Raw genomic sequence first — 19,291 nt, 5'->3', positions numbered from 1 at the left:
GGATTCAAACCTCTATCGCCATGCCGCCAAAGGACACACCGGCCGATGTGCCGAGCATGAGAAGCTTGCATCCCTTTCTGATCCGCCCGTCAGCCCAGGCGATATCGAGCGCAGTCGGAATGGAGGCTGCTATCTGATTGCCAAAGCGCGCTGTAATGTTGACCACCCGATCAGCCGACATACCGGTTTGACTGATCATATGCTCCAAAGCCAGAGGGCTTGCCTGATGAGGCAGGACCAGATCAACATCGTCGCGGGACCATCCGGCCTCGACGAGAAGCTCATCGACGAAGCGGGAAAAATGGCGATGCGTGACGCGAAACAGCGCTTTGCCATCCATACGGAAGGAGGCATGGGCGGCGAATTCATCCGGCTGCCGGTGAAAATCGAAGCGCGTACCGCCCGCACCGATTCCGCAAGCGTCATAGGCAGAAGGATAGGTGCGCATGAGGCTTGCACGGATCGAACTGTCGCCCTCGGAAGCCGCCGTCAGGACGATTGCAGCCGCCCCATCGCCGAACAATGCCGCAACATCCGGCTGATCGTGCCAAGGCAGCGCCCTCGAGGCAATATCTGCAGAAAAGACAATGGCGACCCGTGCCCGTCCCATCGCGATACGGTCGGCGGCCAGATCAACAGCGGCCAGGAAGCTGAGACAGCTCGCATTGACATCGAAGGCGGCAGCACGACCCTCGGCAATGCCGAGCCGGTCCATCACCAGCGGGGCGGTTGTCGGCAATGGCTGATAGGGAACACCACAAGCACCGATGACAAGATCAATGTCCTCAGGGCCAATGCCCGCCTTTTGCATGGCCAGATTAGCAGCGGCGACAGCCATTGCGATCTGATCGTCCTCTCCCTGACAGACATGTCGGCTGAACACGCCGGATAGTCGCTGAAGAGAACCCTCTTCAAAGCCCAGTTCTCGATCGAGGTCCGTCGACAAAAGGACCCGCGACGGAACAAAATGTCCCGTCCCGGCTATACGCAACCGACGAATATCGCCGCTCATTCGACCAAGGTCCATGTTGGAAGCTTTACTTGGTCACATCCGGTTTCGCAAACAAGGCCGGAACTGCATAGGCTTCGGCGAAAGCAGAGTTTGGCTGTCCCGGGTCAATTGCCGGAACTGTTTTCAAAATTTGTTCCCGAATCAAGGGAAACGTAATTCAAGACCGTTTTTTTTGGCAGGCAATTTGGGCTCGCGGCGGGACACGAGCATCGAGCGGATGTGTAATCGTCTCAAACAGTTTCGTCGCGTGCGACCCGATTTGACAAAACCCGAGAATCCTTCTCCGCATTTCTTGCTCGGGCCGCCGCAAAAATTTGGCTGCCTTGCTTTGTTAACAGGACCTAGTAATCATCGATCCGTTTGGTGAATGCAGCAACCCAGCACCCAGTCCGCTCTCGGCCCCTTTGCAGATATCGTTCTTGGGTCCCCAGCCAATTTTTGCGAGACCCGTTTCGGAACGACAGATGGACTAAGAACAGCAGCCGGGATTGCTCAAGTTGTTGAGAAGGCCTCGCTTTTTTCTGTGAGAAATAGTCGCTGATTTTCAGCGAAAAACCGGCCTAAAATGGCCTGCTTAGAGAGTCTAGATTCTCGCATTATTTCAAAGACTTAGAATATTCGCCTTTGATTTTCCTCTGTTTTCCCGCCGCGAGCGACCGTGGATGCCAACTTTGTGCCCTGGCTTTGGGGCCGACGTCAACATGGCGGGAGGGCGGCAATTATTTCCGCTCAGGAGCGCCGAGCCGGAGGTGAATCGGCATACCTACGCGGGTACCTTAGTGCGCTGTATTAGAGCGCAAATGATTGCGCAGAGACAGTTTGCTATATCGCAATATGTCCCGCCGCTCTGGACGGTGCAGATGTTTGCACCCCCGACTTTAGATTTACCAAACGCTTCAGATTGGCTGATCTATTTGGCTTATGCGAAAATCGGCGGGATCTCGATCAGCTTGCGGCCGTCGCTGCTTCCTTTCTCGAGAATGTCGAAGGCGGCGATAAGCATGCCGGGCACGTCCTGGCGTGCCATTTCGATGTCGTGGCTAAGCAGGGCGACGAAGGGGTCCCAGTCAAAGCAACCGATGATGGGTTGCTCACCCTGAAAGTGGGCTGAGGACTTGATCCAGCGCATGACGCCTTCGAGCGAAATGGTTGAGTTGACGAACATGCCGCGCGGCACGCTTCCTTCTCTGTCCGCCATGGCGCTCAGCGCCTGCGCTGCCTTTTCGGGTGCGTAGCCGCAGGCGAGGACATGGTGTTCCTCGATCGGCACGCCGAGATCCTGATGGGCAGTTCGGAAGCCACGGATACGTTCGGCGGTGTTATGGTCACTGCCACGACCGCCGATGAAGAGCAGCGGCGCCATGACACCGGTCTTAATGTGATGATTGATCAGTGTGCGCCGCGTTAGTTCGCGCGCGCCGGCGAAGTTGTCGGAGATGATCGACGTCGCCTTGGTGCCTGGAAGGTCAAGGTTCAAACTACGAGCGCCTGCAGCCAAGCAGATGTCGGTTATACGATCCGGATCGGTTGCACCCGTGGAGATCAGCCATTCCACTTGATACGACAGCATTGTGCGTGCCGCTTCCAGCTCCAAGTCCGGATCGCGGAGCGTACAGGTGATGATCGGGAACAGCCCGCGCTCGCGCGCCATGATTTCGAAGGTCTCGACGATCGAGCCGAAATACCGGTTGTCGTATTTGGGAACAATCATGCCAATGATCCGGGACTTTTCCCGGCGCAGCAGGCTTGCCTGCATGTTGATGGCATAGCCCTGTTCCTCGGCAATCCGGGTGATCTTTTCCGCCAACTGGCTGCTGATCCGGCGCTTTTTCCAGTTGCCGTTCAGGACGGCGCTCACCGCACTCGCCGAGGTTCCGGCAAGTTCGGCCAGATCATAGATCGTCGTCTTTTTCTGCGGGCGCTGCTGATTCACGAAATCCTCCTACGAGACCCAACTTGACATCAAACGAGAGAAGTGGCAATTCTTGCTTCATCGATTGAGCAGTGGTGCTCAATCGATGATACAGGTTGGCTGTGGAGGGTCGACCGGGAGGCGTTCTGCCAGTGCCCATGTCTTGCGGCGCCGATGTGTTCGGCGACGAACGATGCGCTGCGTCCTCATGTTGGGCGACGCGGAATGGGCGGGAGAATGACAGTCCGGAGCAGCCTCACAAGGCGAGCTGTTCCCATTCAAGGAGGAGAATGAGATATGAAAATTCGTTCCATGCTGCTGGCGACCGTCGGTCTCGCCGCAATGCTTTCCGGTTCTGCTCTCGCGCAGGAAGGGGCGACAGTCGCCTTCCTGATGCCCGACCAGGCATCGACGCGCTATGAAGAGCACGACTATCCGGGCTTCAAAGCAGAGATGGCAAAGCTCTGCCCGACCTGCACCGTCATCTACCAGAATGCCAATGCGGATGTCGCACTCCAGCAGCAGCAGTTCAATTCGGTGATTGCGCAGGGCGCCAAGGTCGTTGTTCTTGATCCGGTCGATTCCGCGGCCGCCGCCGCTCTCGTCGAAATCGCCCAGTCCCAGGATGTCAAGGTCATCGCCTATGACCGCCCGATCCCGGACAAGGCTGCAGACTACTACGTGTCCTTCGACAATGAAGGCATCGGCCATGCGATCGCCAAGTCGCTGGTTGACCATCTGAAGGCCAGTGGCGTTCCCGAAGGTGCGGGCGTGCTGCAGATCAACGGTTCGCCAACCGACGCGGCGGCTGGCCTGATCCGTGACGGCATCCATCGCGGCTTGAAGGACTCCGGCTACAAGACGCTTGCCGAATTCGACACGCCGGAATGGGCGCCGCCAAAGGCACAGGAATGGGCCGCCGGCCAAATCACCCGCTTTGGCGCCGAGATCAAGGGCGTCGTTGCTGCCAACGACGGCACAGGCGGTGGCGCGATTGCTGCCTTCAAGGCCGCAGGCGTAAACCCTGTCCCGCCTGTCACCGGCAACGACGCGACGATCGCAGCCCTGCAGTTGATCATCTCGGGCGACCAGTACAACACGATTTCCAAGCCATCGGAAATCGTCGCGGCCGCAGCAGCAAATGTGGCTGTGAAGCTTCTGAAGGGCGAGACGGTCGAAGCCAAGACGACACTCTACAACACGCCGTCCGAGCTCTTCGTGCCGGCCGTTGTGACTGCGGAAAACATCAAGGCAGAGATCTTCGATAAGGGCATCCAGAAGCCCGAAGATGTCTGCACCGGTGAATATGCAGAGGGTTGCAAGAAGCTCGGCATCACTCAGTAATGATCTCCCAAGGCGCTCGGTCGGGGCTTGCTCCGGCCGGGCGTATCCCATTTCCCAAAGAAGAGCCCCGTCATGCAACGAAATGACATCGGTCTGCCACCCAAGGGCACGACCATCCTGAAGCTGAGCAATGTCTCGAAGAATTTCGGTGCGGTTTCCGCGCTGAGCGACATCGAGCTTGAAGTGAAGGCGGGCGAGGTCGTAGCTCTCGTCGGTGACAATGGTGCCGGCAAGTCGACACTGATCAAGGTCCTGGCCGGCGTCCACCAGCCCAGTTCCGGCCGGATCGAGTTCATGGGTCAGGAAGTTTCGCTCGACAGCCCGAGCCGCGCGCTCGAACTCGGCATCGCGACGGTCTTTCAGGATCTGGCGCTCTGCGAAAATCTCGATGTCGTCGCCAATCTCTTTCTTGGACACGAACTCTCGCCCTGGAACCTCGATGAGGTGGCGATGGAGGTGCGTGCATGGACGCTGCTGCGCGAACTCGCCGCGCGCATTCCATCGGTGCGTGAGCCGATTGCCTCGCTGTCCGGTGGCCAGCGCCAGACGGTCGCGATTGCCCGCTCGCTTCTGCTCGACCCGAAGATCATCATGCTCGACGAGCCGACGGCAGCACTTGGCGTTGCCCAGACCGCCGAAGTCCTGAACCTGATCGAACGCGTCCGTGAGCGCGGTCTCGGGGTCATCATTATCAGCCACAATATGGAAGACGTCCGTGCCGTTGCCGACCGCGTCGTCGTCCTGCGTCTCGGCAAGAACAACGGCGTCTTCTCGCCTGACGCCTCTAACCACGAACTCGTGGCCGCCATTACCGGCGCCACGGAAAACTCTGTCTCGCGCCGGGCTGGCCGAAAGGCCGTCGAACAGGCCGAAATCGGCGGGAGCCCCGCATGAGCACTCAGATGTCGAATGAAAACAAATCCACCCCGCTTGCTCTCGATCGTAGCGATGAGCGCGTCCGCCACGCCGATGGCATCGGTGGTATGGTCCGCGCCTTCGTCAGCCGAGTTCGCTCCGGCGACCTCGGAATGTTGCCGGTCGCCATTGGTCTGATCGTCATTTCGACGGTCTTCAGCATCCTCAATCCGATCTTTCTTGCGCCGAACAACCTCGTAAACCTGCTGTTCGACTGCGCGACAGTCGGCATCATCTCGCTTGGCATCGTCTGCGTGCTCATCCTCGGCGAGATCGACCTGTCGGTCGGCTCGATGAGCGGCCTCGCCTCGGCAATTATCGGCGTGCTCTGGGTCAACTCCGGTATCTCATTGCCGCTCGCCATTGGTGCGGCACTGGTGACAGGAGCGGGCGTCGGTGCGCTCTACGCGATGATGTACAATCGCCTGGGTATGCCGAGCTTCGTTGCAACGCTTGCCGGTCTGCTCGCACTGCTCGGCTTACAGCTCTATATCCTGGGTCCGACGGGCAGCATCAACCTGCCCTACGCCTCGCCGCTCGTCCGGTTCGGCCAGATCCTCGTGATGCCTGACTGGCTGTCCTACCTGCTGGCACTTGTGCCTGGTGCCGTCCTGATTGTCGCCGGTATGGTCATCCGTCAGCGCCGACAGGCGGTCAATCTCTCCTCGCAGCCGATCAGCAGCCTCATCGTCAAGGCCGTGGTCCTGACGGTCGTACTTGAAGCCGCAGTCTACTACCTGAACCTCGGGCGCGGCGTGCCATGGATGTTTGGCCTGTTCGTGGCCCTGGTCGTGATCCTCAATTATGCGCTGACGAAGACCAAATGGGGGCGCTCGATGTTTGCCGTCGGTGGCAACCGTGAGGCTGCACGCCGCTCGGGTATCAATGTCCGCCGCATTTACATGAGCGCCTTCATGCTGTGCTCGACGCTGGCCGCTCTCGGCGGCACTTTGTCCGCATCGCGTCTCGCCTCGTCTAGCCAGCAGGCCGGCACGGGTGACGTCAACCTCAACGCGATCGCAGCAGCCGTCATTGGCGGCACCAGCCTCTTCGGCGGACGCGGCAGCGCTTATTCGGCACTGCTTGGCATCATCGTCATCCAGGCGATCTCGAACGGGTTGACGCTCCTCAACCTCAGCTCGTCGCTTCGTTACATGATCACCGGTGCCGTTCTCGCCATCGCCGTCATCGTCGACTCGCTTGCCCGCCGCTCGCGCGTCAGCCATGGCCGCGCCTGATCCCAAGACTGGAGACTTGATATGACTGAACTGATGAAGGGCAAGGTTGCCGCCATAACCGGAGCGGCCTCGGGCATCGGCCTCGAATGCGCCCGCACACTGATCGCCGAAGGCGCGACGGTTGTCCTGATCGACCGCGCCAAGGACAAGCTTGAGGCCTTGTGCAAGGAACTCGGCGAGCGTGCCAAGCCGCTGGTGGTCGATCTCTTCGACGGGCCTGCCGTTTCCAGCATGCTGCCGCGCATTCTTGAGCTGGCAGGCGGTCTGGATATATTCCACGCCAATGCCGGTGCCTATATCGGCGGTCCAGTCGCGGAAGGCGATCCTGATGCCTGGGACCGTATGCTGAACCTCAACATCAACGCTGCCTTCCGCTCCGTGCATGCAGTCTTGCCGCACATGATCGCGCAGAAGTCCGGTGACATCCTGTTCACCAGCTCAATCGCCGGCGTCGTTCCGGTCGTCTGGGAGCCGATCTACACGGCTTCGAAATTCGCGGTTCAGGCCTTTGTCCATTCGACCCGCCGCCAGGTGGCGCCCCATGGCGTGCGCGTCGGTGCGGTTCTGCCGGGTCCCGTTGTTACAGCACTCCTCGATGACTGGCCGAAGGCCAAGATGGAAGAGGCGCTTGCCAATGGTAGCCTGATGCAGCCGAAGGAGGTGGCCGACGCTGTTCTCTTCATGCTGTCGCGGCCCCGCAATGTGACCATTCGTGACCTGGTGATCCTGCCCAACAGCGTCGATCTTTGACGCCTGCTTGATTCTCACCAGCCTGCCTTGCAATGCCGAAACAGACGAGAAGACCATGACCTCAGCACAGAACTCGACCGAGGGAGCCACCCGTTACGTCATCGGCGTCGATGTCGGAACGGGCAGCGCGCGTGCTGGCCTCTTCGACCTTGAGGGCCGCATGTTGTCGGTCGCGAAGCGCGATATCACGCTTTACCGCGAGGCAGGCTCGATCGTCGAGCAGTCGAGCACCGAGATCTGGAATGCCGTCTGTGCGATCATCCGCGAGGCGGTGCAGGCAGCCGGCGTGTCGCCGGATCAGGTCATCGGGCTCGGCTTCGATGCGACCTGCTCGCTGGTGGTCCTGGGCGAGGGCGGCCAGCCGCTTGCAGTCGGCCCCTCGGAAGAGGCAAAGCGTGACATCATCGTCTGGATGGATCACCGTGCCGTGGCTCAGGCCGAGCGCATCAACGCCATGGGCCACGATGTCCTGCGCTATGTCGGTGGCCGCATCTCGCCCGAGATGGAGACGCCGAAGATCCTGTGGCTTAAGGAAAATCGCCCGGCGACTTTCACAGCCGCTTGGCAGTTCTTCGATCTCGCTGATTTTCTGACCTGGAAATCGACCGGCGACCTCGCGCGATCGACCTGCACGGTAACCTGCAAGTGGACCTATCTCGCCCATGAGGCGCGTTGGGATCAAAGTTATTTCGATCAGATCGGCTTGGCCGAACTGGCGAAGGAGGGCTTTGCCCGCATCGGTATTGACATCGTCGAGCCCGGTACCCGATTGGGGCAAGGGCTGACCGCAGAGGCGGCCGAAGCCATGGGGCTCAAACCCGGCACGGCGGTCGCCGCGGGCATGATCGACGCCCATGCGGGTGGCATCGGCACGGTCGGCATCGGCGGCAAGCCGGCCGAGAACCTGGCTTACGTCTTCGGGACCTCCTCCTGCACCATGACGTCGACGGCCGAGCCAGTTTTCGTGCCCGGCGTCTGGGGGCCGTATTATTCGGCCATGGTACCTGGCATGTGGCTGAACGAGGGCGGACAAAGTGCCGCTGGCGCGGCGATCGACCAACTCCTCTCGTTCCATCCTGCGGCCGCCGAGGCGACCGCCCGGGCACAGGCCGAGGGGAAGTCTTTGCCCGCCTTCATGGCCGAGCAGGCAGCACTCAAGATTGCCGATGCCTCAGAGGCCGTCGACCTTGCTGCTGGCCTGCATGTGGTGCCGGAATTTCTCGGCAATCGCGCGCCCTTTGCCGATCCGCATGCCCGCGCCGTCATTGCTGGCCTTGGAATGGAACGTGACTTCGACAGTCTGATCGCTCTCTACATCGCCGGACTCTGTGGGATCGGCTACGGACTGCGCCAGATCATCGAGACGCAGGCAAAGTCCGGAGCGTCCGTCGAGCGGGTGGTGATCAGCGGTGGCGCGGGTGCAAGCCCGCTGGTGCGCCAGATCCTTGCGGACGCCTGCTGCAAGCCTGTTGTCGCGACTGAAGCGGACGAACCTGTCCTGCTCGGCTCTGCCATTCTTGGTAGCGTCGCTGCTGGCGCCTTCCCGGATGTTCGCGATGCCATGCGTGAACTCGCAAGGAGTGCTTCGATCCACACGCCAAGCGGCGAGCGTGTAGCGACACTTCATGAAGGACGCTATCAAGCCTTCCTCACCCTTCAGGAAGTTTCGCGGACCATAAGGTCGTTCTAGCATTGCTAGGCAGCAATCGGGCTGCGGGTGCAACTCGTGATACTGCGGCCTGAGGCTTGTATGGGCCCGCCATTGGGTATTGTGCCCGCATTTTCGCTGGAGTTCCTTGTCGCGCCCATGTTCAAAGAGTTTCTGGAGCTGCTGCGTGGACATCGTTTCCTTCGACCGCATCTTCAGTTCAGCGAGCCGCGTGTTGAGCTTGCGGCCGATCATCTGTGCCTTCCTATGATCCGAACAATGAAGGGTCAGTGAAAGTCGGCTGCCGGGTTGGCAGTGAATGAAGGCTGCTGGAATGCGTGGCCGCCAGTAGAAGATGTTTCCTCGGCGGATAAGATTTTCGACCCCGTGGCGGACTGCCATGACGTAGACACCCTGAATCAGGCCCGAAGGTTACCCCGTGCCTATTTCGGCTTGGGTCTCACCTTTGGGCATCAGTTTTGGGCATCAGGTCGCCGATGACGCCAAAACGGGATCCGGCACTACGGAAAAACACGAGAATCAAGGCTTTCTGGGAGAATTGGCTGGGGAACCTGGAGCCCCACCGACCTCGGTCAAAAAAACAGTTTCGTCAGAGGCTTAGCTCAAGCAGCAGCGCCACTTTGGGGGGCGGGATTCGGTGTTGTCAACACCACTTCTTTTTAGACCTCCTCCTAACGCTTTTCTTTGGTCTCACGGACGGTCTGTCCCGGCTGACTAACTTCCTGTGTCTCCCCTTTGAAACCAAAATGGCCGCCTGGATCTCTCAACATCCCTTTGGTCAGTAAAGTTGTGGCATCACTGTCGCGATGGTTGAGAATCGATGCGTTTCTGGGCCATGTTGAACTTCGTTAAATGAACGAAACCGGCTCGATAGAGGTATCCAACTGTCCGACCTTCATTTTGATGTGAGCAGCGGGCTCAAAAGCGTTCTGGGAAGCGACCTGATCACAGATGATGAGGTCGCTATCTTTGAGTTGGTCAAGAACTCGTTTGACGCCGAAGCAAGTCGTGTCGATATCGTTATCGATAAGCAATCGATCCTGATCGCAGACAATGGAATTGGGATGTCGTACGCCGACATCCGCGAAAAGTGGCTTTTCGTTGCCTACTCCGCCAAGAAAGATGTGAACCGAACAGCCGACTTTCGTGACAGTATTGCGGACCGCAAGCACTACGCGGGCAGTAAGGGGATCGGGCGGTTCTCTTCTGATCGTCTGGGGTCAGCGGTCCGCCTGCAGACGCTTTCAAGGCGAGAAATCGGCAGCAAAGTTCATTCTGTCGTGGTTGATTGGTCGCGATTTGACGCTGATCATAAGGCACACTTCGACTCTATTTTGTTGGACTACACGCAAAACGATAATGGTTTTGATGTTCCGCCAACCTTGCCGAAAATTGAGCATGGCACGGTAATTAAAATCGAAAGGACCCGTCAGGTTTGGGGGCGGGAAAAGATACTCCTACTCAAGTCGGCGCTCGCCAAGTTGATCAATCCATTTGGCGCATCGACTGACGGCTTCAAAATATTCCTGCATGCTGAAAGCGAACTCAAGGCTGACGAGCTGGAGAAGCAAAACGCGCTTAAGCGTAATGAGCAGATAAATCACGGCCGAATTGTTAATGGCGAAGTTGGAAATTTTATATTCTCTACTTTGGCAGAAAAAACAACATCCATTGAGGTGTCCATTAATCAGGAAGATAATTTAATCGAAACGACGTTAATTGACCGTGGAGAGTTAATTTATCGTATAAGGGAGCCAAATACATACGATCTACTTCGTCCGTCTGGTTTTCGGTGTCAGATTTTTTTCCTGAACCATTCCGCAAAGATAACTTTTGCGAAGAGGATGGGGGTGCCTTCTGTCCAATTCGGCTCTGTGTTTGTGTTCCGAAACGGTTTCAGAGTCTATCCAATTGGCGAAGAAAGCGACGATTGGTTTGGTATGGATCGTCGCAAGCAGCAGGGCTATGCGCGGTTTCTTGGCACCCGTGATGTGATAGGGCGTCTGGACGTATCAGGCGCGGAAAGCGATTTTCAGGAGGCCTCTAGTCGCAACACAGGCTTGATCCAGACCGAGGCCGTTGCTCAGTTGAAGCGCTGCTTTAGGGACAACTGTCTGGTCAGGTTGGAAAAGTATGTAGTTCCTGTAACTTTCGTGGACGCTGAAGATAAAAATTTTGGTGATGTGTCGCGCCTAATGACTGACCCTGGCCGCGCAAGGGTCGCAAGCGCGGTCGCGAAGCTAGTTGATGACCGAGATGTAGAGCTTCTCGAATATAGCACTAAGCTAATCGGAATTTTGAGCGAGAGATCTTCTCAATTCGAAAACTCGCTTGCAAGCTTAAGAGCTATCGCAGAAAAAACCAAAGATCGCGGCCTATTTTCGAATATTCAGGAGGCTGAGCGCCGATTTCGCGAGATGCGTGAATCGGAGGAGCGAGCGCGGAAACAAGCTGACGAAGAACGAAAGGCGAAAGAAGCGGCTCTAGAGCGGGCAACGGTCGCTGAACAAATCGTCCAACAGGTGACGACCCGTTTCGAGGAAGAAAAGAAAAGAAACCTCTTCCTTGCCTCAGTATCAAATTTAGACACCGATACAATTTTAAATCTTCACCATCAAGTCACGATGTATGCAGTTGACGTGCAGCAACGCATTGAAAATTTCATGGTCAGCTTAGAGGGAAGAGATAGTATATCGAGGTCAGAAGTACTTGCGGTGTTGGACGGTATATCCCTTCTCAATAGAAGAATAATGGGTGTAACCAAGTTTGCTACAAAGGCAAATTTTCGTCTGGAATCGGAAAAAATTGAGGCAGATATCGGGAATTACGTAGAGCAATACATAGATCAGGTAGCTCGGCAGTTTCTCTCGGGTCCCATGCAGTTGTCTGTCCAATCAGATGGTAAGTCGTTTGAGAAAAAATTCAAACCGATTGACGTTGCAGTTGTCGTAGACAACTTGATTACGAACGCACGGAAGGCCCGCGCCACAAAGGTTGAGTTCGAAATAAGTCATCCCGCCAAGGACATAATACACATCCGTGTCGAAGATAACGGTCGCGGCTTTGATCCAGGAATTGATCAACTCGCGCGTGTGTTTGAGAAGGGATTTACAAAAACAGATGGTTCTGGGCTCGGACTGTACCACGTCCAGCATGTTCTCGGTGAAATGAATGGAACAATCGAAGTGGTTGAAATCAGCGGCGTTAGAGGGGCCGCTTTCTTGATAAGGATTGCAAAGTAATGCGGCTGGATTTCAACGTCTTGTGGGTCGAAGATAATCAAGGAGCTGTTGAGGCTCAAAGAGATCGCATTCGGAGTTTGCTTCGAAAAGAGGGCTTCCGCTTAGTGGTGCAATTTGCAGCATCCGTGGATGAGGCCACGAAATATCTTTCAAGCTCCATCTACGGGGACCATATCGATCTGGTCCTGATGGATTACGACCTTGGTGCAGGGAAGAAGGGAGACGAAGGTGTCGCAGAAGTCCGTGGGGTTTTCGAGTACAAGGACATAATTTTCTATTCAGGGCAAACTACTGGAAGTCTCGCAGGAATGATTGCTGAGCGCCGGATACCTGGCGTTTTTACTTCTCATCGTTCAGATCTGCCAGATGTCGTCACGGGGGTGTTTGAGAATCTTGTTCGAAAGGTGCTGGATATTGATCATTCGCGTGGCATAGTGATGGGGGCGACCAGTGACATCGATCACATGGTGATTGAGGGTCTTTCGCATTTGTTTGAAAATAACGAAGCCTTTCGCGAAGAGTTCCTGGATCTGGTGAAAGGTAGAATCAAGGATAAGCGAGAGACGCTAGGCAAGGCGCTCGACGACATTGAGAAAATAATTCACTTCAACGAATTGGGAAGTCATCATCTAGTTTATTCAAGTGATGAGCGCTTCCGATTAATTGTAAAAATACTCAAGACTTTGAAGCTTCATTTGGAACATGCCCCGAAGTTCGAGGCATATCGACAAAAGATTATGCCTAAGAGAAACGTTCTCGGGCATGTCACTGTCGAGCGGGAGGGTTTTTCTCGTCGACTGTACGATAGCAAAGGTAACGAGTTAACTGTCGAGGTTATGCGAGAACTGCGATCCGGCCTTTTGGAATTTCAAGATTTGTTTGAGGACTTGTTTCCGAAATAGTTGTTGTCTCACTGATTATTTCTGCCAGAACGCATCCGAGAGCTTCAGCCATAAGAGGCGGCACCGCGTTGGCTACTTGCGTAAAGCGCGGCACTTCAGCCTTCCTGCGTTCGCCGCCCGTGGTGTATTTACCCTTGAAGTCAAAATAGTCTGGAAAACTTTGAATTCGAGCGTTTTCTCTGACGGTCAATGTTCTAGGTTCGGAGTAGTGGATTAAGTCGTCAGGCATACTTGTTATCGTCGGAGATGGCCGGTCGGGATCCAGTACTCGGATTGCAGACTTCTTAAGACCATAGGCAGCTTTGATTTCCGGGGATAGGGATGTGTTTAAACGTCCTTCAGAATGGCATAATTCAATAAATTGCTTGAAGCGTTCCTGAATGTTCTGACGATGATTCGCGAGCCTTGTGTTTGTGATGCCGATTGGAGAGTCGCCACGCATCATAGCCTGATAGCTTGTGATCGGGCCGGAGTATTTGATCTCACTGAATCCTGAAGACTCGCGACTTGGGGCGGTGCCGTTGCGACCGACCTCAAGGTCTGAGATAGCCATGCGTGTGCTAACTGGGACGGAGTATATGCCTTTTTGGCGTAAGAATGTTTGCCTATAGGCTTCTAACTGCGAGAATGGTTCAAAGGCCTCGTTTGTAAGGTCCTTGCGAAGAGCTAAGATAAAAAACCTATGCCTCTTCTGCGGAACACCAAACCTGGACACATCAACCAGTTCCGTGGCTACGTGGTACTGCTTTTCAAGTCTCTCGATGATCCGGCGCGCGTAATTAATGGGAGCTTTACCGTCAATATCTTGCGAAAAGTTAGAGTTGATGCCCCTCACGTTTTCTATCAGAACTAGCTTTGGCTCGATAGTTTTTACCAGTTCGAGATACGCTTCGACCAGTGTGTTCCGAGGGTCAGCGGGATTCCGTTTTCCCGCGCTTGAGAATCCCTGACACGGGGGGCCGCCAACAAGCATGTCAACCTGACCTTTGAGCCCTCGCAGGCGATCATCGTACTGCTCTAGCAAGTCAGTGACGCTGAGAGGTTCAACAGGAAGCCATGTTGGCCATTGGAACCGATTCAGTCGTTCACCATGTATCAGATTGTGGTTTAGGGTCTCGAAAGCGTTTTTATCACGCTCAACAGCAAACAGGCCCGACCAGCCTGATTGCAGCAGTCCAAGGCTCAGGCCACCGCATCCAGCAAAAACATCAATAAAAACAGGAGGATTTTTCGATTTCATACTTTGAATCGCGTTTCGAATGAACTTCACTATCCCTTATTGCAGTTCTGATGACAATTCACCAGGCCGCCAGCCGGGTATGCCACATTCGGCACCACGCATTGCTCGTATGCTTCGGCCTCAAAACACGTGTTGATGTTGTGTCATGCGCCGCCGACAGCGATCTTCTTTCAAAGGAGATCGCGATGCCCCAGTTTATGTCCAGCTCACAGAGGCGACGTGACGCACAAAAGGCCCGTATTCGCAGGCGCTTGCAATTGGAAGACAAGCACCGTCGGAGCGTTATCCAGTTGCGCCGCCGGATCGAGGAGGCACGCAAGCGCCGACAGCGGCTCTACATGCTTGTTTTGCTGGTCTTAATTGCTCTTCAGCGTTCGATTTTCTCTGCCATTCGCCTATCGTACCTCGACTGGTCCGCACCTCATTTCCAACCGAAGCCCGGCGAGTGGATGCCCGACCCAAATCAGGACTATTCTCCGCAACCCGGTTATGATGACTACTGTGATGGATACGGCGTAGATCAATGGCAACGACTAATGTCTCACCGTGGGATTACGCTCAGGCGCAAAAAGGAACTTAAGGATGGCTGGAGAGCCTCGCCGGATCACGGACAATTTCCGGAAAGGTATCAGATTTGGGGTCACCGTCCTCATCTAGGCCAGATTATGGCTGAGCTATCCGCTCCTTATTGGAAGGAAGACGCTTTCAAAGCCCTACGGCTTCTAGCACCGCCAGATGTCCACGAGTATTTGGACGAAGCCTACGTGACCGATCCCTCCGACCTTCGACAGTGTCATGCAGAACGCGATGCCGATATCGTACAAGCACTAAGTGTTGATTTCCACTGAGAGCTGACCCGGCGGGGGTGCGGACAAAAAGTTGGACTGTTCTAAATGCTCAGGCCGAGGCTGTTGCGATATTCGACCGGGCTGAGTGATCCCAGTGATATCTTGATGCGCTTCTCGTTGTACCAGCGGATGTAAGCATCCACCTCGGCGACGAACTGTTCGATTGTGATGGCCTTCCAATCCCGTGGATAAAAGAGTTCCGTTTTCAACCGGCCGAAGAAGCCTTCGCACGCAGCGTTGTCTTGTGAGCAGCCCTTGCGGGACATCGAGCGAACCATCTGCGCGTTGCTGATCCGTGTCAGCCAGCCGGGCCAGCGATAATGGGCTCCACGATCGGAATGGACGATTGGCCGCTCCTCTCCTTTGGTCACGGTCTCAATGGCGGCATCCAGCATTGTGTTGACCAGGCCTGCATCTGGCTGCGTCCCAATCGACCAACTTATGACCATACCGTCGAAGCAGTCGATGATCGGCGAGAGGTACACCTTCCCAGCTGGGATCTGGAACTCGGTGATGTCTGTCAGCCATTTCACGTTCGGTGCTTTTGCATGGAAGTCGCGATTGATCAGGTTCTCGGGCGCCGGGCTGATTTCTCCCAGATATGATCCAAAACGCCGTCGACGCGGCCTGGCAACGACCAACTGCTCCTGCTTCATCAAGCGCTGCACAACCTTCTCCGAGATTGTCACGCTTTGCCTGGCAAGCGACGCCTGCAATCGGCGATAACCATAGCAACGACGGTTTGCTTCGAATATTTTCGCAAGGCTGTGCCGGATGGCGGCATACTTATCTGCCAGACATATCCGTGTGCGGTGGTAAAAGTAGGAGCTCCGGGCAATTTGCAGCTGGGCGAGGAGTTCTGGCAGGCGATAGCTATCTTTAAGGGCGTCAATCAGCTGTGTCTTTTCCCGATTGCTCAGGATCTGCAGATCGACGCCCAGGCCTTTTTTTAACAGTTCGTTGGCTTTCTTCAGGAGGTCATGCTCGAGTTGCAACTGGCGGACATCACGCTGGAGAGCTTCAAGCTGTCGCTCGAGTTCCTCACGTTCTGGCTTTTTGGAGTTGGCTTTGCGGCGTTTCATGGATGAAGGAGCCTCATGACCGAGTAGCTGGTCTTTCCAGCTGTACAATGTCGGCCTTGAGACGCCTAGCCGATCAGCTAACTGTTGAGCGGTTTCATCTCCACAGCATAGTCCGATGACGCCGGCTTGCCGGACCTCCTCGCAATAGCCAGGATGCCACGATCGACCAACCATTGATGTTTGCGTTTCCGGAAAGGCCTCTCGGACCCAGGCGGTCAGAGTTCCTCGTCCGGGATAGCCAAGCGCCCTCATCGTCGCAGAGATGCAACGATCATGGGTGCGAAAGTGCTCAAGTGCCGCCTGTTTCTGTGCCTCGGAATACTTTGGCGCTCGCGCTACCGGCTGCATACGCAGATCGAGATTCTCGACGTACTCGCGGTACCAACCCTTCAGCGCATTCTTTGTGGGATATCCCAGCTGACGAAGGGTCGGGTTGAGGCGCTTGCCCAGCCGTATGTAGAGCTCCACTGCTCGAAGTCTGTCTGAATAGGAATACATGAACTACCTCCTTGGTGGTCCAAGTTTTCGTCCGCATCCCCTATCTGGCTGCGCCGGGTCAGCTCTCAATGGAAATCAACAGGACGTACTCAGCCTCCATGTACATCACGTCTTTTTCAGTGAAAAACTGGTCTGTTTGCAGGGAGATCATAAGCGACCGCGCCAGATCATCCTGTCGCCTCCGCAGCGCTCCAGGTGTTATCTGCTCAAGGAATTTGAGACGTTCCTGCCAGCGCTCAGTGCTAAGGCTAAGGCGCACGGCTGCACGGATATCTTCATCCGTGGGAACGTACTCATCGTCATCATCAAGCATGCTGAACAGCCTTTCAGTTTGCAAGAAAAGCAGTGCTGCTCTTGCTTTCGCTGTTTTTCGCACGGTTGTGTTTAACGACCTATATATCTCCTTACGGCGAAGCCGCAGATGCAGGTGCGGAGGGATCCGTCTCCGAAAGACAAAAGAATCAGCTTCTCGCCTCAGGTATTCAGTCATAGCCTTTGCGCCCTCTGTGGGGGTGCAATGTGGGGTTAGTCCCTACACTGGCGACTTCGAGCTAAATATCTGAATGAAAACAATGTTTTTGGCTGGGGAACCTGGATTCGAACCAAGATTAACGGAGTCAGAGTCCGTCGTTCTACCGTTGAACTATTCCCCACCAGGGTGTCGCCGCGGCGACCGGTGAGCGGGCTTATAGCCAAAACATCCGGCATTGCAAAGACCGAATTTCAAAAAAATGACAGGAGGCGAAAAGTGGTCCACGCGCAGGCGTGTTGGAGGGGGGAGAGGCCGGGGCGGCGTCGCGCAGGCAGCCCTTTGAAGCGCTTCTGAAAAACCGTTTGGCGCGCGGGGCAGGCGCTGGTATGCTTTGTCCAACGAAACGAATGATGACACCAGCGGCATGCGTCGGTTTTGGCGCCTTGCGCGGTGCAGTGGATAACTTCAGTGACAGACCCCAATCGCGGCGGACAGCCGAACAGCGAGGGGGCGTCGACAGGCAAGCGCAAGGGCGGGTCTCCTCGCCGGCGCGGCAAGGGCAAGAAGTCGGGACCGGTTAGGAACGGTCACGATGCTTCTGCCTCGGCAGGATCGGCGGGCACGCCGGTGGCCGAGCGACGTTCCGAATCAGCCTTTGCGGATGGTCCCATCCGCAAACGAAAGCGCCGCAGGCGCGGCAAAGGCGGCGTTGCGCCGTCGGAACACCAGCGCGACAATCAGAACGGCAACACGTCCCTAGCAGGCCCGGGCGCAGGCGCGGCTTCGGCCAGTCTCGCAAATGCTGTGTCCGCTTCGTCAGCAGATCGCGGCGATGGCAGGCGTGGCGAGGGCGTCGAGCCCAGGCGCCATCTGCAGAAAGACATCGGCCACGATGCCGCCGGCCTGTCCGATCCGTCCGGCCAACGCTCCGGCCGCAAGCGCAAACGCAATCGCAACCGCCATGCCGCAGCCCCGAAGCCGGGTCATGTGCGCCCGCTCGCTGGTTCCGAGCCGCCGTCGGCGGCCGTCGCCAAGCCACTCAGACCGGAGCCGCAGGCAGCCCCCGCGTCTCAGCCGCGTTCGGTTCCGCAAAATGCACAGATCCAGGCGCAGGGTCGCTGGCGCTCCGTCCAGGATGGCGCGCCTGATGACCTCTATGCAGCCCTTGATCTCGGCACCAACAATTGCCGCCTGCTGATTGCCCAGCCGACGCGTCCCGGACAATTCCGCGTCGTTGATGCCTTCTCGCGCATCGTTCGTCTTGGCGAGGGGCTGGCCGCCACCGGTCGCCTGTCCGAAGACGCGATGGACCGGGCGGTCGAGGCCTTGCGCATCTGTGCCTCGAAGCTCGCTGGTCGCGAGATCAGGCGCATGCGGCTGATTGCAACGGAAGCCTGCCGCGCGGCCGAAAACGGCGAGGTCTTCCTCGAGCGGGTGACCGCGGAAACCGGTCTCAACCTCGAGATCATCAACCGCGAGACCGAAGCCCGTCTCGCCGTGTCCGGCTGCTCGTCGCTGGTCGGGCGTGAGGCGCGGTCCGTCGTGCTCTTCGACATCGGCGGCGGCTCGTCGGAAATCGCGGTCATCAAGATCGGCGACAATCGCTCCAGCCGGCTTGCCAATCACATCACCCACTGGACGTCGCTGCCGGTCGGCGTGGTCACGCTGTCCGAGCGCCATGGCGGCCGCGACGTGACGCCCGACATTTTCGAGGCGATGACCCGCGAGGTCGAAGGCATGCTGGCCCGCTTCGATTGCCCGGACTTGCCCGCGGGTCCTGACGGTTTCCCGCAGGACTTCCACCTGATCGGCACCTCCGGAACAGTCACGACGCTGGCCGGCGTGCATCTCGATCTGCCGCGCTACGATCGCCGCAAGGTCGATGGCGTCTGGCTTTCCGATGCCGAGGTGACCGCCATGCAGTCCAAGCTCCTCTCCTGGGATTATGCCGGCCGTGCCGCCAATCCCTGCATCGGCCCTGATCGCGCCGATCTCGTGCTCGCTGGCTGCGCAATCCTTGAGGCGATCCGTCGCCGCTGGCCGTCGAGCCGCATGCGCGTTGCTGATCGCGGTCTGCGCGAGGGGCTTTTAACCGATATGATGGCTGATGACGGCGTCTGGCGCCGCGGCCGCAACCGCCGTCCTCCAGTTTCCAGGGAGCGCTGAC

Annotated in this window: 14 protein-coding genes, 1 tRNA gene and 2 pseudogenes; 10 read left to right on the top strand and 7 right to left on the bottom strand. The window is 56.8% G+C overall.

From position 1 onward, the window contains the following. Positions 1-4 precede the first annotated feature (4 nt). Entirely contained in the window at positions 5-1,012 is a 1,008-nt protein-coding gene (locus tag AC02Y0_RS14580; RefSeq protein ID WP_476379592.1) for a 3-oxoacyl-ACP synthase III family protein, read from the bottom strand. A gap of 208 nt (positions 1,013-1,220) precedes the next feature. Here AC02Y0_RS14580 and AC02Y0_RS14575 point away from each other — a divergent pair. Continuing rightward, positions 1,221-1,357 (top strand): annotated as a pseudogene (locus tag AC02Y0_RS14575) (IS5 family transposase); the annotation flags it as partial. 574 nt (positions 1,358-1,931) lie between these two features. On the opposite strand, the gene AC02Y0_RS14570 reads toward AC02Y0_RS14575, so the two are convergent. Further along, the gene (locus AC02Y0_RS14570; RefSeq protein ID WP_476379591.1) at positions 1,932-2,945 is read right to left on the bottom strand and encodes a LacI family DNA-binding transcriptional regulator; all 1,014 of its coding nucleotides are present in this window, start codon (positions 2,943-2,945) and stop codon (positions 1,932-1,934) included. A gap of 276 nt (positions 2,946-3,221) precedes the next feature. On the opposite strand from AC02Y0_RS14570, the gene AC02Y0_RS14565 reads away from it, so the two are divergent. The 7 genes from AC02Y0_RS14565 to AC02Y0_RS14535 all read left to right on the top strand — a co-directional run bounded on the left by AC02Y0_RS14565 (position 3,222) and on the right by AC02Y0_RS14535 (position 12,984). Then, positions 3,222-4,268, top strand: coding sequence for an ABC transporter substrate-binding protein (locus AC02Y0_RS14565; RefSeq protein ID WP_476379590.1), 1,047 nt, complete (start codon positions 3,222-3,224; stop codon positions 4,266-4,268). Positions 4,269-4,340: 72 nt separating this feature from the next. After that, on the top strand, positions 4,341-5,162 hold the full coding sequence (locus AC02Y0_RS14560) for an ATP-binding cassette domain-containing protein (RefSeq protein WP_300890342.1): 822 nt from the start codon (positions 4,341-4,343) through the stop codon (positions 5,160-5,162). Beyond that, positions 5,159-6,421 (top strand): sugar ABC transporter permease, encoded by a 1,263-nt coding sequence (locus tag AC02Y0_RS14555; RefSeq protein WP_476379589.1) that lies wholly within the window; start codon positions 5,159-5,161, stop codon positions 6,419-6,421. Before AC02Y0_RS14560 ends, AC02Y0_RS14555 begins: the two co-directional genes overlap by 4 nt. Before the next feature lie 21 nt (positions 6,422-6,442). Beyond that, positions 6,443-7,171 carry an SDR family oxidoreductase gene (locus AC02Y0_RS14550; protein WP_476379588.1) on the top strand — a complete coding sequence of 243 codons (729 nt, stop codon included), beginning with the start codon at positions 6,443-6,445 and terminating at the stop codon, positions 7,169-7,171. A 55-nt stretch (positions 7,172-7,226) separates the two neighbouring features. Beyond that, a complete protein-coding gene (locus tag AC02Y0_RS14545) occupies positions 7,227-8,861 on the top strand; it encodes an FGGY-family carbohydrate kinase (protein WP_476379587.1) in 1,635 nt (544 codons plus the stop codon). Between the two features lie 884 nt (positions 8,862-9,745). Continuing rightward, the gene (locus AC02Y0_RS14540; protein ID WP_476379586.1) at positions 9,746-12,082 is read left to right on the top strand and encodes an ATP-binding protein; all 2,337 of its coding nucleotides are present in this window, start codon (positions 9,746-9,748) and stop codon (positions 12,080-12,082) included. Then, positions 12,082-12,984 (top strand): hypothetical protein, encoded by a 903-nt coding sequence (locus AC02Y0_RS14535; protein ID WP_476379585.1) that lies wholly within the window; start codon positions 12,082-12,084, stop codon positions 12,982-12,984. Before AC02Y0_RS14540 ends, AC02Y0_RS14535 begins: the two co-directional genes overlap by 1 nt. Here the strand turns inward: AC02Y0_RS14535 and AC02Y0_RS14530 are convergent. After that, complete coding sequence (locus tag AC02Y0_RS14530) at positions 12,917-14,224, bottom strand: DNA cytosine methyltransferase (protein ID WP_476379584.1); 1,308 nt, start codon at positions 14,222-14,224, stop codon at positions 12,917-12,919. The genes AC02Y0_RS14535 and AC02Y0_RS14530 overlap by 68 nt on opposite strands. Positions 14,225-14,274: 50 nt before the next feature. Here AC02Y0_RS14530 and AC02Y0_RS14525 point away from each other — a divergent pair, with 50 nt between their 5' ends. Further along, complete coding sequence (locus AC02Y0_RS14525) at positions 14,275-15,072, top strand: hypothetical protein (RefSeq protein ID WP_476379583.1); 798 nt, start codon at positions 14,275-14,277, stop codon at positions 15,070-15,072. 41 nt (positions 15,073-15,113) lie between these two features. Here the strand turns inward: AC02Y0_RS14525 and AC02Y0_RS14520 are convergent, their stop codons facing one another. The 4 genes and pseudogenes from AC02Y0_RS14520 to AC02Y0_RS14505 form a co-directional block, all read right to left on the bottom strand. Next, positions 15,114-16,652 carry an IS3 family transposase gene (locus tag AC02Y0_RS14520; protein WP_476379581.1) on the bottom strand — a complete coding sequence of 513 codons (1,539 nt, stop codon included), beginning with the start codon at positions 16,650-16,652 and terminating at the stop codon, positions 15,114-15,116. A 58-nt stretch (positions 16,653-16,710) separates the two neighbouring features. Then, a complete protein-coding gene (locus AC02Y0_RS14515; RefSeq protein WP_476384115.1) occupies positions 16,711-16,965 on the bottom strand; it encodes a hypothetical protein in 255 nt (84 codons plus the stop codon). A gap of 54 nt (positions 16,966-17,019) precedes the next feature. Beyond that, a pseudogene (locus tag AC02Y0_RS14510) lies at positions 17,020-17,142 on the bottom strand (DUF6538 domain-containing protein); the annotation flags it as partial. 89 nt (positions 17,143-17,231) lie between these two features. After that, positions 17,232-17,305 (bottom strand) — tRNA-Gln (locus AC02Y0_RS14505). Between the two features lie 287 nt (positions 17,306-17,592). On the opposite strand from AC02Y0_RS14505, the gene AC02Y0_RS14500 reads away from it, so the two are divergent. Further along, on the top strand, positions 17,593-19,290 hold the full coding sequence (locus tag AC02Y0_RS14500) for a Ppx/GppA phosphatase family protein (RefSeq protein WP_476379580.1): 1,698 nt from the start codon (positions 17,593-17,595) through the stop codon (positions 19,288-19,290). Position 19,291 lies beyond the last annotated feature (1 nt).

The sequence above is a fragment of the Allorhizobium sp. nf9_anc genome (assembly GCF_056323085.1).
Note: the sequence above shows the minus strand (reverse complement) of the source record. Positions and strands in the feature narration are given on the sequence as shown.

What these genes read in the sequence shown, in the direction of transcription:
- AC02Y0_RS14555 (WP_476379589.1), top strand. Translation starts at nt 5,159, where the DNA reads ATGAGCACTCAGATGTCGAATGAAAACAAATCCACCCCGCTTGCTCTC.
- AC02Y0_RS14550 (WP_476379588.1), top strand. Translation starts at nt 6,443, where the DNA reads ATGACTGAACTGATGAAGGGCAAGGTTGCCGCCATAACCGGAGCGGCC.
- AC02Y0_RS14535 (WP_476379585.1), top strand. Translation starts at nt 12,082, where the DNA reads ATGCGGCTGGATTTCAACGTCTTGTGGGTCGAAGATAATCAAGGAGCT.
- AC02Y0_RS14545 (WP_476379587.1), top strand. Translation starts at nt 7,227, where the DNA reads ATGACCTCAGCACAGAACTCGACCGAGGGAGCCACCCGTTACGTCATC.
- AC02Y0_RS14580 (WP_476379592.1), bottom strand. Translation starts at nt 1,012, where the DNA reads ATGAGCGGCGATATTCGTCGGTTGCGTATAGCCGGGACGGGACATTTT.
- AC02Y0_RS14565 (WP_476379590.1), top strand. Translation starts at nt 3,222, where the DNA reads ATGAAAATTCGTTCCATGCTGCTGGCGACCGTCGGTCTCGCCGCAATG.
- AC02Y0_RS14515 (WP_476384115.1), bottom strand. Translation starts at nt 16,965, where the DNA reads ATGCTTGATGATGACGATGAGTACGTTCCCACGGATGAAGATATCCGT.
- AC02Y0_RS14530 (WP_476379584.1), bottom strand. Translation starts at nt 14,224, where the DNA reads ATGAAATCGAAAAATCCTCCTGTTTTTATTGATGTTTTTGCTGGATGC.
- AC02Y0_RS14560 (WP_300890342.1), top strand. Translation starts at nt 4,341, where the DNA reads ATGCAACGAAATGACATCGGTCTGCCACCCAAGGGCACGACCATCCTG.
- AC02Y0_RS14520 (WP_476379581.1), bottom strand. Translation starts at nt 16,652, where the DNA reads ATGTATTCCTATTCAGACAGACTTCGAGCAGTGGAGCTCTACATACGG.
- AC02Y0_RS14525 (WP_476379583.1), top strand. Translation starts at nt 14,275, where the DNA reads ATGACAATTCACCAGGCCGCCAGCCGGGTATGCCACATTCGGCACCAC.